This window comes from Kosakonia pseudosacchari (assembly GCF_015167415.1).
GTDB lineage: Bacteria > Pseudomonadota > Gammaproteobacteria > Enterobacterales > Enterobacteriaceae > Kosakonia > Kosakonia pseudosacchari.
This window is the reverse complement of record NZ_CP063425.1, coordinates 2,261,537-2,274,558: the sequence shown is the minus strand read 5'-3', so window position 1 is coordinate 2,274,558 and position 13,022 is coordinate 2,261,537. Positions and strand designations below refer to the sequence as shown.

Below are 13,022 nucleotides of genomic sequence, written 5' to 3'. Positions count from 1 at the left end.
GTAAAAAGACGTATCGAGGAAAGTATGAAACGTATCGCCTGTGCCGCTGTCACCCTGATGGTGCTGTTATCCGGCCAGAGTTATGCGGAGCAAGTTAATCATCCCGCACAGCAGAACAACCGTGACGTGATGATTTTACCCACCGCCCAGCAAACATCGCCTTTTGATTTTAACCATATGGGCGTGGGTAGCGACAAATCCGACGCGTTAGGTGTGCCGTATTACCATCAGCGCAGCTAAACGTCTTGCCCCGCATCCTGCGGGGCTTTTTTTATGCTTATGCCCGCGCCAGGCGCCGCAGACGAAAACCAAACACATTGATATACAGCCCCGCCATCACCAGCACGGCTCCGACCAGTTGTAACGCGGAGAGCGTCTCACCCAGCAGTAACGCGGCACTCGCCATGCCGACCACCGGCACCAGCAGCGACAGCGGCGCCACACGCCAGGTTTCGTAGCGACCCAGCAGCGTGCCCCAGATGCCATATCCCAGAATGGTGGCGATAAACGCCAGATAGACCAGCGACAGCAGCGTGGTTAAATCAATACTGACCACACTTTGCAGCATCAGCGCCGGGCCATCGAAAACCAGCGAGGCGACCATAAACGGCACAATCGGGATCAGCGCGCTCCATACCACCAGCGACATGATCGCCGGGCGCGAGCTGTGCTGCATGATTTTTTTATTGAAGATATTGCCGCAGGCCCAGCTAAACGCGCCCGCCAGCGTCAACAGGAACCCCAGCAGCGGAACATGCTGGCCGTTCAGGCTGGATTCAATCAGCACCAGCACGCCCAGCACCGCAAGCGTAATGCCAACCAGTTGTTTTAACTGTAACCGTTCGCCAAACACGCCGGCGCCGAGAATAATGGTGAAAAACGCCTGCGCCTGTAACACCAGCGACGCCAGCCCTGCGGGCATGCCAAACTTGATTGCGCAAAACAGAAAAGCGAACTGCCCGAAACTGATCGTCAGGCCGTAACCCAACAACAAACGCAGCGGCACTTTGGGGCGAGCAACGAACAGAATGGCCGGAAAAGCCACCAGCACAAAGCGTAACCCGGCCAGCATCAATGGCGGCATATTGTGCAGACCCACTTTAATCACCACAAAATTCAGCCCCCACGCTACAACTACCAGCATCGCCAGCAGGACATCTTTACGCGTCATTCTTCGCCCTTTGTTTTTTAAACTTTTGTAAAAAATTTACGTTAACGCAAAAAATTGTACAGCGACAGATCATTAATTCAGGTAGGTCAGTTTGGGCATTTCCCGACAAAACTGCGGTTGTACATCACACTTTATGCATGTTAAAGCTGTATACATCACAAAAAAATATAACAACAGCATGTCGGGAAGGAACATGACCACCAGGCAAACACGCTCCACCGCCGCTTTACTGGCGTCTTCACTTTTATTAACCATTGGACGCGGCGCCACGCTGCCGTTTATGACCATCTACCTGAATCGCCAGTACGGGATGGCGGTCGACCAGGTCGGTTACGCCATGTCTATTGCGCTCACGATTGGCGTGGTGTTCAGCCTCGGCTTCGGCATGCTGGCGGATAAGTTCGATAAAAAGCGCTATATGCTGCTGGCGATTGTCGCCTTTATTGCCGGTTTTGCCGCCATTCCGCTATCGCATCATGCCGGGCTGGTAGTGCTGTTTTTTGCCCTGATTAACTGCGCTTATTCGGTGTTTTCCACCGTGCTGAAGGCTTACTTTGCCGACACACTCGCGCCGACGGCGAAAGCGAAAATTTTCTCCCTTAACTACACCGTACTGAATGTCGGCTGGACCGTCGGCCCGCCGCTCGGCACGCTGCTGGTCATGCAGAGCATTAACTTGCCGTTCTGGCTGGCGGCAATCTGTGCGGCCTTTCCGCTGGTGTTTATTCAGCTGTTTGTTCGCCGCGTCGCGGTTAGCGAAAGTTCCGACAGCCCTGTGGCGTGGGATCCTTCCGTGTTGCTGAAAGATAAAGCGCTCGGCTGGTTTACCTTATCGAACTTTCTCGCGTCGTTTGTCGCCGGCTCTTTTGCTTCCTGCCTCTCACAATATGTGATGACGGTGACCAGCAGCGAGTTCGCAGAGCGCGTGGTGGCCGTGGTGCTACCGGTCAACGCCGCGATTGTGGTCACCTTGCAGTATGCGGTTGGCCGTAAACTCACCGCCTCCAACCTGCGCCCGGCAATGGCAATTGGCACCTTTAGTTTCGTTATCGGCCTTATCGGTTTTATGTTATCCGGCGATAACTTGTGGTTTTGGGGGCTTTCCGCCGCGGTGTTTACGCTGGGAGAAGTGATCTACGCCCCTGGCGAATATATGTTGATCGATAACATCGCCCCGCCGGGAATGAAAGCGACTTACTTCTCCGCGCAGGCGCTGGGCTGGCTGGGCGCGGCCATGAACCCGTTACTCACCGGGGTTATCCTGACCACGCTGCCTGCGGCGTCGCTGTTTGTCATCCTGATGGTGACCATCATTGTGGCCTGGCTGATGATGCTCAAAGGCATGCAGGCCCGCCCCATGGGCAGCTTGCAGGCGCAATAGTAAAAACCGGTTGCTGAACACCTCCAAAGGAGGGTGTGTTCATTCAGGGATAAAAGCGGCGCACCAGGCGCCGTTTTTTCTTTACCATACCTGGTCGGCGATTTTCGTTACCAGCCGCACTTTGTCCCACTGCTGGTCCGACGTGAGCGTGTTGCCCTCTTCGGTGGAAGCAAAACCGCACTGCGGGCTGAGGCAAATCTGGTTGATATCGACAAACTTTGCCGCTTCCTGAATACGCGCTTTTACCCCTTCCGGGTTTTCCAGCTCGCCATTTTTAGTTGTGATAAGCCCCAGCACCACCTGCTGTTTGCCCGGACGGACAAAACGCAGCGGAGCGAAATCGCCGGAACGATCGTTGTCATATTCAAGGAAGAACGCGTCAACATTCACGCTACCGAACAGCACTTCTGCCACCGGTTCGTAACCGCCTTCGGCGATCCAGGTGGAGCGGAAATTTCCGCGGCAGACATGCAGACCAACGGTTAAATCGTCCGGTTTACCTTCCAGCGCCTTATTAATCACGCGGGCATAAATGCGCGCCAGTTCATCGGGATCGTCGCCACGTTCGCGGATCTGTCGGCGCTGGTCGTCAGAGCAGAGATAGGCCCAAACCGTATCATCCAGTTGCAGATAGCGGCAGCCTGCGTCGTAGAACGCATGGATCGCATCGCGCCAGGTGGTCGCCAGATCGTCAAAATAGGCGTCAAGCTGCGGATAAACCGTCGCATCAATGTCTTTGCGCCCACCGCGAAAGTGCAGCACGCTTGGGCTGGGAATAGTCATCTTCGGCTGCGCATTGCCGCTGATGCTTTTCAGATAGCGGAAATCTTCCAGCATCGGGTGATCGCCAAAGCCTAATTTACCGGTGACGCGCACACCATGAGCTTTGGTTTGCACACCGTTAAACTGAATGCCTTTATCAGAATCGTAGCGCTCCACACCGTCGAGACCGTCGAAGAAGTCAAAATGCCACCATGCGCGGCGAAACTCGCCATCGGTAACGACATGCAGACCGCAGGCACATTGCTGCTTGACCACCTGGCGAATCGCGTCATCTTCCACACTGCGCAACTGCTGAGCGCTGATTTCACCCTGCGCAAACTGCAAACGTGCCTGCTTGATGGTGTCCGGGCGCAAGAAACTGCCAACTACGTCTGCACGGAATGGGGCCTGATGTCGCTGCATATTACTCTCCTCTGCGCCGGGGAATGATTTCCCGACGTGAAAATTCATTATTTGAACTTTAGACTTCTGGATGTCTAAATGTCCAAACAAAATGTCACAGCACAGGAAAAGCGGCAACCGAGAAAATTTCACGGCACATGAAGAAATTTCAACATGCGCCGTGGAGGAGACAGGATACTTAGTGAGGCGTTTCAGTGGTGTTGCTGGCGAAGGTATATCCTTCATCTTCCCAGCCGGTGATGCCGCCAATCATGATTTTCACCGCCAGCCCCAGGCGCGCCAGCTTCAGCGCGGCGCGATCGGCACCATTGCAGTGTGGCCCGGCGCAATAGACGACAAACAGCGTATCCGCCGGCCAGCGGGCCATGTATTCAGCGGTCATCATGCTATGCGGCAAATGCAATGCTCCCGGCAGGTGACGGCGGGCAAAAGTCTCCGGGCTGCCCACCACATGCAACAGGACAAAATCCTGATCATCATTGGTGAGCGCGTGATGGACATCGGCGCAGTCGGTTTCGACGCTCAGACGGTGCTGGAAATGGCTCGCGGCCTCTTCCGGCGATGCGGCGGGGATATCGGTTACATAGCTCATCGTCTTTTCTCCTTGTTTGTGTTAACACTACTCTAACTAACACCGGACAACCTCACTGCCCCCTTCTATGCCAGATAACACCAGGATAATGACAACTTCACGACACGCCCCTGCCCGCCACCGTGTGGTCGCGCTTGCCTATGATGGGCTGTGCACCTTTGAATTTGGCGTCGCCACGGAAATTTTCGGTTTGCCGCGCCCGGAGCTTGGCGATAACTGGTACACCTTTACCGTTGCCGCCGTGGATGAGGGGGAGTTACGGGCCACGGGCGGTATTCGCGTGATGGCGGAAGGCGGGCTGGCGCTACTCGAAAACGCGGACACCATTGTGGTTCCTGGCTGGCGCGGCGCGCAGACTCCCGTACCGGCCGCATTATGCAGCGCGCTGTATCAAGCCTGGCAACGCGGCTGCCGCGTCATTTCTATTTGTTCGGGGGTATTTGTCCTGGCGGCAGCCGGGTTGCTTAATGGCCGTAAAGCCACCACGCACTGGCGCTATACAGATATGCTGCGTGAAGCCTATCCGGCGATTATCGTGCTGGATGACGCCCTCTATTACGATGAAGGAAACGTGATGACCTCGGCGGGCAGCGCGGCGGGGATCGATTTGTGCCTGCACGTCGTGCGCGAAGATTTTGGTATTGACGTCGCGAATAATGTCGCCCGGCGGCTGGTGGTGCAGCCGCACCGGGATGGTTCACAAACCCAGCAGCTTCAACGCCCGGTAGCGCGCACGCGTGAAAGTCGCCAGTTAGGACAGTTATTCGATTACCTTCATCAACACTTAGCAGGCAGCCACACAGTAGCCTCGCTGGCGAAACAAACGGGTATGAGCCCGCGTACGTTTTTGCGCCGTTTCGAAGAATCGACCGGAACCACCCCCGCACGCTGGATTTTGCAGGAACGATTACGCCGGGCTGAAGATTTACTGATTCATTCACGAATGAGCATTGAGCTGATTGCCGGGCACAGCGGATTCGCGACGGCGGCTTCACTGCGCCACCATTTTCAGCAGCAGCGTGGAATATCTCCGGCGGCATTCCGCAAAAAATTTACCGCTGCGACGAAATAATTCACGCTATTCATCTTTTATTGAGGTTTACCTGGCTACTCTTTCTCCATCGCGGCAACCAATTAAGGTAAGAGAGGCACGTTGGTTAATTAATGGAGAATTGACACCATGGCAAATATGCATGTTTTTATCGCAGTACTGGGCGTGATTGTTTTTTCCGGGTTCCTTGCTGCTTATTTCAGCCACAAATGGGATGACTGATGAACGCTGATAATCCCCCGCCGATATGGCCCCTTGCGAAAAAACGTAAGGGGCCATTTTTTTGTACGTCCCGCACGACAGGCAAAAAAAACCGCCCTTTAAAGGCGGCCAATGCTTGCATGGATAGATTGATCTTGTTCTACGCGCTAACTCAAACTGCCGGTTAACGGACTGCCAACCAATCTAGCATTGCTTTCCTCAATAAAAGCTAAACAAGCGGAACACGCGGCCCGATCGAGTCGCGGCTGAAACGGGTTTCATCGAAACGTTTTTCTGTCGAGAGTTCTCTTTTGCCCTTGAAATTACAGAAGATATATCTTTCGGCGTATAAAGTTTGTGATAACGTCAGATCTCCATTTCACAGGCCGGAGGGGTTATCCCCAATATCAAATTTAAATGCCCGGTTTGCAGCAGCCAGAAGTTTTTATTTACTACATTCTGCCCGGGCCAACGTATGCCTCATGGGGCCATTTGCTCGGTTTGTGGCGCAAGACTTACAGCAAAATCCTGTATACCCGCACTCCGAAGAAGACGGTGGCCAAAGCAAGTGTTATAGGAAGGGCCTCACAGGAGGCCCTTTTAATTTCCTTTATTCAGGCGTTTTTCGCTTTCCCTAAAGAAAAGCCGCTCACTTTCGCAATATGCACGCGCAATATTGTTCCTTTTACGCTCGTCCAGCCGCCATTTCCCGTCATCCACGACGGATCTTTAATATGCAAATAATTAAGCGGAATATCGTGCCCCTCTTCCACGCGATAATCATTAGCCAGCTCATCAAAGAAAAGCGCGATGGAATTTTTCAGCGACGCGTCATCCCCCTGAATAGATCGAATAGATTTCGCGGTATATAGCGCATATTCTTGCCCGGAGACGAGTTCACCCGCCACGACCTGGCCGCCGACAACCAGCGTCACTACCATACCCGCACCGAGGTTGGCACAGGAAACCAGATGCGATAAGGCGCTATCCTGGGTGCTCACCGTGGGAGCGGCCGTTTCTGAGACTTCACGTTCATTTGCCATTTATACCTCCGCGTACCACATGAAAAAACCGCCCGCAGGCGGTTGTTGATCAGTAAAATTTCCGGATGGCTTGTTCAGTTTCCTGCTGGCTGACCAGGTCAGAAAATCGGGCAACGAGGAAGGTTTCTCCGTCAAGTTCCCAGGATTCAATTGGGATTTCCAGAAAAGAGCTTTGCTCATTTTTAAACGTGACCGATTTTGCATTATCTTCCACGGTCACGTTTTCAACCTTACCACCGGCGCGTATTACCACTACATTTTTGGTCATGTCGGTTACCTCAGTTGCTTAAATAGCACTCGACATTAGCACAGCCACTTTCTCAATGCCTGTGTAATGCCACAGAATGTTAAGCCGTAAAATCAGGTTCTTTAATTTGGCTTAATGAAAGGGATAACGCTACGCCAGGAAGTGTGAACCAGCCCGCAATTTAATAAATGAAATGGGTAAAAACAGGGATTTGAAGCGCGGTGATTTAAGAAAAACGCCAGAGGCCTTTAAGAAAAAAAGCCTCTGGCGATACAGATTTCGGTGATGCCGGGTGCCTCCCGGTGAGTCTGCTCCAGCCCGCAGAACTCGCTTTCACCCCAAAAAGGTATGACTGGTAGCCCCTCCGCGCAGGGGGATTCATCACCACGTCCACGTTATTTGCCGGGCATATTCAGGTCAATGCTCTGGCGGGTTATGTAAGTTTTTAAAGCAATTTTCTCGCGCTATTCGCTCAATCCCCGATGTTTCAGCATCGGTTCGATCGCAGGATCGTGACCACGCCACTGGCGGTAAAGCGCGGCCAGATCTTCACTGTTGCCACGGGATAAAATCGCCTCGCGGAATTTCTGCCCGTTTTCTCGCGTTAACCCGCCCTGCTCCACAAACCACTGGTAACCATCGTCCGCCAGCATTTGTGTCCACAGATAAGCGTAATAGCCGGCCGCATAACCGCCGCCGAAAATATGGGCAAAATAACTGCTGCGATAACGTGGCGGAACCGCCGCCAGGTCAAGATGCTCTTTGCGCAACGCTTGCGCCTCGAAGCTCTCCACATCGCTTACGTTCTCGCCGTCCGCCAGGCCATGCCAGTTCATATCCAGCAGCGCGGCGCTCAACAGCTCGGTCATGTCATAACCTTTATTAAACTGCGTGGCGCGTAACATTTTTTCGCGCAGTGCCTCCGGCATCGGCTCGCCGCTTTGGTAATGGCGGGCATAGCGCGTAAACACCTGCGGCTGGCTGGCCCAGTGCTCATTGATTTGCGACGGGAACTCGACAAAATCACGCGGCGTATTGGTGCCGGAGAGGCTGGCGTAGCGCTGGCTGGCGAACAGCCCATGCAGAGTGTGGCCAAATTCATGGAACAGCGTGATGACGTCATCCCACGAAAGTAACGCCGTCTGTCCGGCTGCGGGTTTCTGGTAATTGCAGACGTTGTAAATCACCGGTTGTGTGCCGTTGAGTGTTGACTGCTCGACGAAATTGCCCATCCACGCGCCACCGCTTTTTGAGTCGCGGGCAAAAAAATCACCATAGAACAGCGCTAATCCGGCACCATCAGCATCGAAAATTTCCCATACGCGAACATCCGGATGATAGACAGGAATATCAAAGCGTTCAGTAAAGCGAAGGCCAAACAGCTCGCTCGCGGCCCAGAAAACCCCCTCGGTAAGCACGGTATTGAGCGCAAAGTACGGTTTGATTTGTGATTCATCCAGTGAATATTTCGCCAGACGTACCTGCTCGGCATAAAACGCCCAATCCCAGGCTTGCGCGGTAAAACCGCCCTGCTGCGTATCGATGACCTGCTGGATATCGGCCAGTTCTCGCTCGGCACGGGAACGTGCGGCAGGCGCAATATGGCGCATGAAATCCAGCGCCGCCTGTGGCGTTGCCGCCATCTGATCGGCAATCTTCCAGCTGGCGAAATCGGCAAAGCCGAGGAGTTTCGCTTGCTTAGCGCGTAACTGCACGAGGCGTAACACAATTGCGCGGGTGTCGTTGGCATCCCCTTTTTGCGTGCGCAACCAGCCCGCGTTAAACAGATTTTCACGCGTCTGGCGATCGCGTAAAGCCGCCAGTGCTGGTTGTTGCGTGGTATTCAACAACGACAACAACCAGCGGTTTTCCAGCCCTTTGGCTTTTGCTGCCTCGGCGGCAATCGCTATCTCTTCTGCACTCAAACCATCAAGCTGATGGGCATAATCCACCACCAGCCCACCGGCTTTATCCGCCGCCAGCAGACGCTGGTTAAACTGGCTCGTCAGGGTGGCTGATTCGGTGTTCAGCGCTTTCAGCGTCGCTTTGTCCTGCGCACTCAGTGTTGCGCCCGCCAGCATAAAGCGCTGATAGGTGGTTTCCACCAGACGCAAGGATTCGGCGTCCAGAGAGAGCGCCTCGCGCTGTTTCCATACCGCTTCCACGCGGGCAAACAGGGCATCGTCGAGATAAATATCGTTCGCCAGCTCAGCAAGCTCGGCAGAAAACGCCTCATCCAGCTGTTGTAAAAAGTCATTGGTATGGGCCGATGTCATGGCGAAAAAGACGCTGGTGACATACGTCAGTAGCGCGCCGCTGCGCTCCAGGGCCAAAAAAGTATTGTCAAAATCCGCTGGCGCGGGATTCTGTGTGATAGCGGCAATTTCAGCGCGTTTTTGCCGTACTCCTTCATCAAACGCCGGACGGTAATGCTCCTGATTAATGGCATCAAAAGGCGGCGCCTGGTAAGGCAGTGTGCTGGCAGAAAAGAAAGGATTAGTGACCGACATATTTCGCTCCTGAATGCGATGGTTCAGATCAGAGTAGGCATGCGCCGCGCGCATCGCAATCATTTCTCTGCTTTCGCGCATGAGCCGGCGTTTTTTGCCACACTGTATGCGGGATAAGTTGTGTTACCGCTATAAAGCGGTGCATGCTATGTCGCGACACCACAAAAAGCGTTGAGGAACAGTGAGATGATTATTCTGGTTACCGGGGCTACAGCGGGTTTTGGCGAAGGTATCACACGCCGTTTTATTCAGAACGGCCATAAAGTGATTGCCACAGGCCGCCGTCAGGAACGTTTGCAGGAACTGAAGGACGAACTGGGCGACAATCTTTATACCGCGCAACTGGACGTGCGTAACCGCGCGGCGATTGAAGAGTTTATCTCTGCGCTGCCTGCCGCGTGGCGCGAGATTGATGTGCTGGTTAACAATGCGGGTCTGGCATTGGGCCTGGAGCCGGCACATAAAGCAAATGTCGACGACTGGGAAACCATGATCGACACCAACAATAAAGGTCTGGTGTATATGACGCGCGCAGTGCTGCCGGGCATGGTTGAGCGTAATCGCGGGCATGTGATTAATATCGGTTCCACCGCCGGTAGCTGGCCCTATGCAGGCGGCAACGTTTATGGTGCGAGCAAAGCCTTTGTGCGGCAATTTAGCCTGAACTTACGTACCGATCTCAGCGGTACCGGCGTGCGCGTGACCAATATTGAGCCGGGCCTGGTGGGCGGCACCGAATTTTCGAATGTGCGCTTTAAAGGCGATGACGCGAAAGCCGGGAAAACTTACGAGAACACCACTGCGCTGACGCCGGAAGACGTTACCGAAGCGGTTTGGTGGGTCGCCACGTTGCCGAAGCATGTCAATATCAATACCCTCGAAATGATGCCCGTCAGCCAGACATATGCGGGTCTTAGCGTACACCGCGAAGGGTAATTTCCGCGCCCGGCCTGCGGGCCGGGTATGGGATGTCCGTTAAATTAATGGTATGGTAGACAGGTTAACCCCTTAAAAAGTAAGAGCGAATGGCCGCTGAAACGCAACTCAACCCTACACAGCCCGTCAATCAACAAATTTACCGCATTTTACGGCGGGACATCGTCCATTGCCTGATCCCACCGGGCACGCCGTTGTCGGAAAAAGAGGTGTCGGTGCGTTTTGACGTGTCACGCCAGCCAGTACGCGAAGCCTTTATTAAACTCGCGGAAAACGGCCTGATCCAAATCCGCCCGCAGCGCGGCAGCTACGTCAATAAAATCTCCATGACGCAGGTGCGTAACGGCTGTTTTGTTCGCCAGGCTATTGAGTGCGCCGTCGCCCGCCGCGCCGCGACGATGATTGATGACAGCGCCTGTTACCAGCTGGAGCAAAACCTTAATCAACAACGCACCGCGATTGAACGTAAGCAACTGAATGACTTTTTCGAGCTGGACGATAATTTCCACCAGAAGCTGGCGCTCATCGCCGACTGCCAGTTAGCGTGGGACACTATCGAAAATATTAAAGCGACCATCGACCGGGTGCGCTATATGAGCCTTGATCATGTTTCGCCGCCGGAGATGCTGTTGCGCCAGCATATGGATATTTTCGCGGCGCTGGAAAAACGCGATGCTGACGCCGTTGATCGCGCCATGACGCTGCATTTGCAGGAAATCAGCGAGTCAGTAAAAACTATTCGCCAGGAAAACCGCGACTGGTTCAGCGAAGAGTAATCTTCCCCCTTCTTATCTCCGCCGGGTCACATTTTTTTCACGCAAAAAAGTGTGACTTTGATCAAAAACAAAAACTCATGAGCTCAGGGGCGTATTTATAAGGCGTCCATTTCGGGGACATCTTCTGCCCCGTTTCGTTTTGCGGATTTCAATAAGGAGAAACCACCATGATGACGTATGATCGTAACCGTAACGCTATCACCACCGGCACGCGCGTGATGATTAATGGCACTGGCCGCACCGGCAAAATCGTCGCCATTCACGCCGAGGGGTTAACCCCCGCACAGCTGCGCCGCAGCAAAACGGTGGAAGTGGAAGGCTGTGAAGGTAAATTCGAACCGGTTGAACTGATTCGTCTTGGTTTGCACTAAGCGGTTAGAAAGAGTGTGGTGAAAAAGAATGCCGCCGTGGCGGCATTCACTGTTTCTATTACGTTTAAGATTTGTAGTTAACGTGCTGCGGCGTACTGCGCCACCGTGGCTTTCGCGCCTTTCTCCAGCAACGTCAGATAGGCTTTTTTCACCTGAGCCACAAAGGTCGCATCTTCCGGCAATTCATTGCCAAAAATCGCCTCAATTCCAAGCAATGCCTGCACACGGGCTTCACCTTGCGCGCTGCTGTTAACCGCGTTCTGAATCACTACCAGCAACGGATCGCACACTTCGATCGCTTGTCCCTGCTCGTCGACGCCGCCGACATAGCGCATCCAGCCGGCAATGCCCAGCGCCAGCAGGGAGAAATCGCTTTGATGCACTAAATGCCAGCGCACGGAATCCAGCATACGTTGTGGCAGCTTCTGACTACCGTCCATCGCGATCTGCCAGGTGCGGTGACGCAACGCGGTATTGCTGTAACGCGCAATCAGCAGATTGGCGTAATGCGCCAGATCCACGCCCTGCACTTTCAGCGTTGGCGCCTGCTCTTTCAGCATCAACGCGTGCGCGGCACGACGGTAATTCTCGTCTTCCATGCACTCATTAATATGCTGATAACCCGCCAGATAACCCAGATACGCCAGGAAGGAGTGGCTGCCGTTCAACATGCGCAGTTTCATCTCTTCAAACGGCACAACATCAGCTACCAGCTCGGCGCCAGCTTTTTCCCACGCCGGACGACCCGCCACAAAATTGTCTTCAATCACCCACTGGCGGAACGGCTCACAGGCCACACTCGCAGGGTCGCGCACACCGGTCAGTTGCTCGATTTTATCCAGCGTTTCGGCGGTCACCGCCGGAACAATTCTGTCTACCATGGTTGACGGGAACGTCACATTGGCTTCAATCCAGTCACCCAATTCTGCGCTTACCGCCCGCGCGTAAGCGCAGACCACATTGCGGGTGACATGGCCATTTTCCGGCATGTTGTCGCAGGACATCACACTGAACGCCGGTAATCCGGCGGCTTTACGGCGCGCTAACGCTTCGACAATCACACCTGCCGCTGATTTCGGCTGATGGGGATTTTGCAGGTCGCCAACAATTAATGGGTGATCGAGCATCAGTTTGCCGGTTGCCGGAGAGTGGCAATAGCCTTTCTCGGTGATGGTCAGTGAAACAATGGCAACCTGCGGTTCGCACATAGCGGCGAGTACGGTTTCCAGACCATCCACCTGTGCGTGCAGTGCGCGTTTCGCGACGCCAACCACACGCGCAGTCCACGCGTCGGCTGACATTTCCGCCACGGTATAGAGATTATCCTGCAACTTGAGATCGGCAATTTGCTGCTCACCGCCAATCAAATTGACCTCGCAATAGCCCCAGTCACTGCCATGCTCTGCGGCAAGAATATCGGCATAAACTGACTGATGCGCGCGATGAAACGCGCCAAAACCGAGATGCACAATGCGCGCAACCAGTTTGTTACGGTCATAAGTGGGTAACGTGGCTTTCGCCGTTAACAGCCTGTTTTCCATGGTGAGACTCATCTTAT

Annotated in this window: 14 protein-coding genes; 7 read left to right on the top strand and 7 right to left on the bottom strand. The window is 54.0% G+C overall.

Going from position 1 to position 13,022, the window contains the following annotated elements:
• The first annotated feature begins 24 nt into the window (after positions 1 to 24).
• Positions 25 to 240, top strand: coding sequence for a multiple antibiotic resistance protein MarB (marB, locus tag IP581_RS10700; protein WP_086869204.1), 216 nt, complete (start codon positions 25 to 27; stop codon positions 238 to 240).
• Between the two features lie 37 nt (positions 241 to 277).
• Here the strand turns inward: marB and eamA are convergent, their stop codons facing one another.
• Positions 278 to 1,171: an O-acetylserine/cysteine exporter gene (gene eamA / locus IP581_RS10695; RefSeq protein ID WP_193822512.1), complete on the bottom strand. Its 894-nt coding sequence runs from the start codon at positions 1,169 to 1,171 to the stop codon at positions 278 to 280.
• Positions 1,172 to 1,364: 193 nt separating this feature from the next.
• Here eamA and ydeE point away from each other — a divergent pair, with 193 nt between their 5' ends.
• A complete protein-coding gene (ydeE, locus tag IP581_RS10690) occupies positions 1,365 to 2,552 on the top strand; it encodes an efflux MFS transporter YdeE (protein WP_193822511.1) in 1,188 nt (395 codons plus the stop codon).
• Between the two features lie 81 nt (positions 2,553 to 2,633).
• On the opposite strand, the gene IP581_RS10685 is transcribed toward ydeE, so the two are convergent.
• Complete coding sequence (locus IP581_RS10685) at positions 2,634 to 3,737, bottom strand: cobalamin-independent methionine synthase II family protein (protein WP_193822510.1); 1,104 nt, start codon at positions 3,735 to 3,737, stop codon at positions 2,634 to 2,636.
• 178 nt (positions 3,738 to 3,915) lie between these two features.
• Positions 3,916 to 4,329, bottom strand: a complete 414-nt coding sequence (locus IP581_RS10680) for a rhodanese-like domain-containing protein (protein WP_193822509.1) — start codon at positions 4,327 to 4,329, stop codon at positions 3,916 to 3,918.
• A 67-nt stretch (positions 4,330 to 4,396) separates the two neighbouring features.
• Here IP581_RS10680 and ftrA point away from each other — a divergent pair, with 67 nt between their 5' ends.
• Together ftrA and mgtS are read left to right on the top strand one after the other, a co-directional pair.
• Positions 4,397 to 5,401, top strand: a complete 1,005-nt coding sequence (gene ftrA, locus IP581_RS10675) for a transcriptional regulator FtrA (RefSeq protein ID WP_097400893.1) — start codon at positions 4,397 to 4,399, stop codon at positions 5,399 to 5,401.
• A gap of 108 nt (positions 5,402 to 5,509) precedes the next feature.
• Positions 5,510 to 5,602, top strand: coding sequence for a protein MgtS (gene mgtS / locus IP581_RS10670; RefSeq protein ID WP_086869216.1), 93 nt, complete (start codon positions 5,510 to 5,512; stop codon positions 5,600 to 5,602).
• A 593-nt stretch (positions 5,603 to 6,195) separates the two neighbouring features.
• Here the strand turns inward: mgtS and IP581_RS10665 are convergent.
• The 3 genes from IP581_RS10665 to dcp form a co-directional block, all read right to left on the bottom strand.
• On the bottom strand, positions 6,196 to 6,624 hold the full coding sequence (locus tag IP581_RS10665) for a hypothetical protein (RefSeq protein ID WP_086869217.1): 429 nt from the start codon (positions 6,622 to 6,624) through the stop codon (positions 6,196 to 6,198).
• A 49-nt stretch (positions 6,625 to 6,673) separates the two neighbouring features.
• Positions 6,674 to 6,892, bottom strand: coding sequence for a hypothetical protein (locus tag IP581_RS10660; protein WP_086869219.1), 219 nt, complete (start codon positions 6,890 to 6,892; stop codon positions 6,674 to 6,676).
• Between the two features lie 443 nt (positions 6,893 to 7,335).
• Positions 7,336 to 9,381 (bottom strand): peptidyl-dipeptidase Dcp, encoded by a 2,046-nt coding sequence (gene dcp, locus IP581_RS10655; RefSeq protein ID WP_193822508.1) that lies wholly within the window; start codon positions 9,379 to 9,381, stop codon positions 7,336 to 7,338.
• A gap of 186 nt (positions 9,382 to 9,567) precedes the next feature.
• Here dcp and ydfG point away from each other — a divergent pair, with 186 nt between their 5' ends.
• The 3 genes from ydfG (at position 9,568) to ydfZ (ending at position 11,464) form a co-directional block, all read left to right on the top strand.
• Entirely contained in the window at positions 9,568 to 10,317 is a 750-nt protein-coding gene (gene ydfG, locus IP581_RS10650) for a bifunctional NADP-dependent 3-hydroxy acid dehydrogenase/3-hydroxypropionate dehydrogenase YdfG (protein WP_193822507.1), read from the top strand.
• Between the two features lie 89 nt (positions 10,318 to 10,406).
• The gene (locus tag IP581_RS10645) at positions 10,407 to 11,093 is read left to right on the top strand and encodes a GntR family transcriptional regulator (RefSeq protein WP_086869223.1); all 687 of its coding nucleotides are present in this window, start codon (positions 10,407 to 10,409) and stop codon (positions 11,091 to 11,093) included.
• A 167-nt stretch (positions 11,094 to 11,260) separates the two neighbouring features.
• Entirely contained in the window at positions 11,261 to 11,464 is a 204-nt protein-coding gene (ydfZ, locus tag IP581_RS10640) for a putative selenium delivery protein YdfZ (RefSeq protein ID WP_086869225.1), read from the top strand.
• 77 nt (positions 11,465 to 11,541) lie between these two features.
• Here the strand turns inward: ydfZ and IP581_RS10635 are convergent, their stop codons facing one another.
• Positions 11,542 to 13,005 (bottom strand): mannitol dehydrogenase family protein, encoded by a 1,464-nt coding sequence (locus tag IP581_RS10635; RefSeq protein ID WP_193822506.1) that lies wholly within the window; start codon positions 13,003 to 13,005, stop codon positions 11,542 to 11,544.
• Positions 13,006 to 13,022: the final 17 nt, after the last annotated feature.

What these genes read in the sequence shown, in the direction of transcription:
- IP581_RS10685 (WP_193822510.1), bottom strand. Translation starts at nt 3,737, where the DNA reads ATGCAGCGACATCAGGCCCCATTCCGTGCAGACGTAGTTGGCAGTTTC.
- IP581_RS10680 (WP_193822509.1), bottom strand. Translation starts at nt 4,329, where the DNA reads ATGAGCTATGTAACCGATATCCCCGCCGCATCGCCGGAAGAGGCCGCG.
- marB (WP_086869204.1), top strand. Translation starts at nt 25, where the DNA reads ATGAAACGTATCGCCTGTGCCGCTGTCACCCTGATGGTGCTGTTATCC.
- dcp (WP_193822508.1), bottom strand. Translation starts at nt 9,381, where the DNA reads ATGTCGGTCACTAATCCTTTCTTTTCTGCCAGCACACTGCCTTACCAG.
- IP581_RS10645 (WP_086869223.1), top strand. Translation starts at nt 10,407, where the DNA reads ATGGCCGCTGAAACGCAACTCAACCCTACACAGCCCGTCAATCAACAA.
- mgtS (WP_086869216.1), top strand. Translation starts at nt 5,510, where the DNA reads ATGGCAAATATGCATGTTTTTATCGCAGTACTGGGCGTGATTGTTTTT.
- IP581_RS10665 (WP_086869217.1), bottom strand. Translation starts at nt 6,624, where the DNA reads ATGGCAAATGAACGTGAAGTCTCAGAAACGGCCGCTCCCACGGTGAGC.
- IP581_RS10660 (WP_086869219.1), bottom strand. Translation starts at nt 6,892, where the DNA reads ATGACCAAAAATGTAGTGGTAATACGCGCCGGTGGTAAGGTTGAAAAC.
- ydfZ (WP_086869225.1), top strand. Translation starts at nt 11,261, where the DNA reads ATGATGACGTATGATCGTAACCGTAACGCTATCACCACCGGCACGCGC.
- eamA (WP_193822512.1), bottom strand. Translation starts at nt 1,171, where the DNA reads ATGACGCGTAAAGATGTCCTGCTGGCGATGCTGGTAGTTGTAGCGTGG.
- IP581_RS10635 (WP_193822506.1), bottom strand. Translation starts at nt 13,005, where the DNA reads ATGGAAAACAGGCTGTTAACGGCGAAAGCCACGTTACCCACTTATGAC.
- ydfG (WP_193822507.1), top strand. Translation starts at nt 9,568, where the DNA reads ATGATTATTCTGGTTACCGGGGCTACAGCGGGTTTTGGCGAAGGTATC.
- ftrA (WP_097400893.1), top strand. Translation starts at nt 4,397, where the DNA reads ATGCCAGATAACACCAGGATAATGACAACTTCACGACACGCCCCTGCC.
- ydeE (WP_193822511.1), top strand. Translation starts at nt 1,365, where the DNA reads ATGACCACCAGGCAAACACGCTCCACCGCCGCTTTACTGGCGTCTTCA.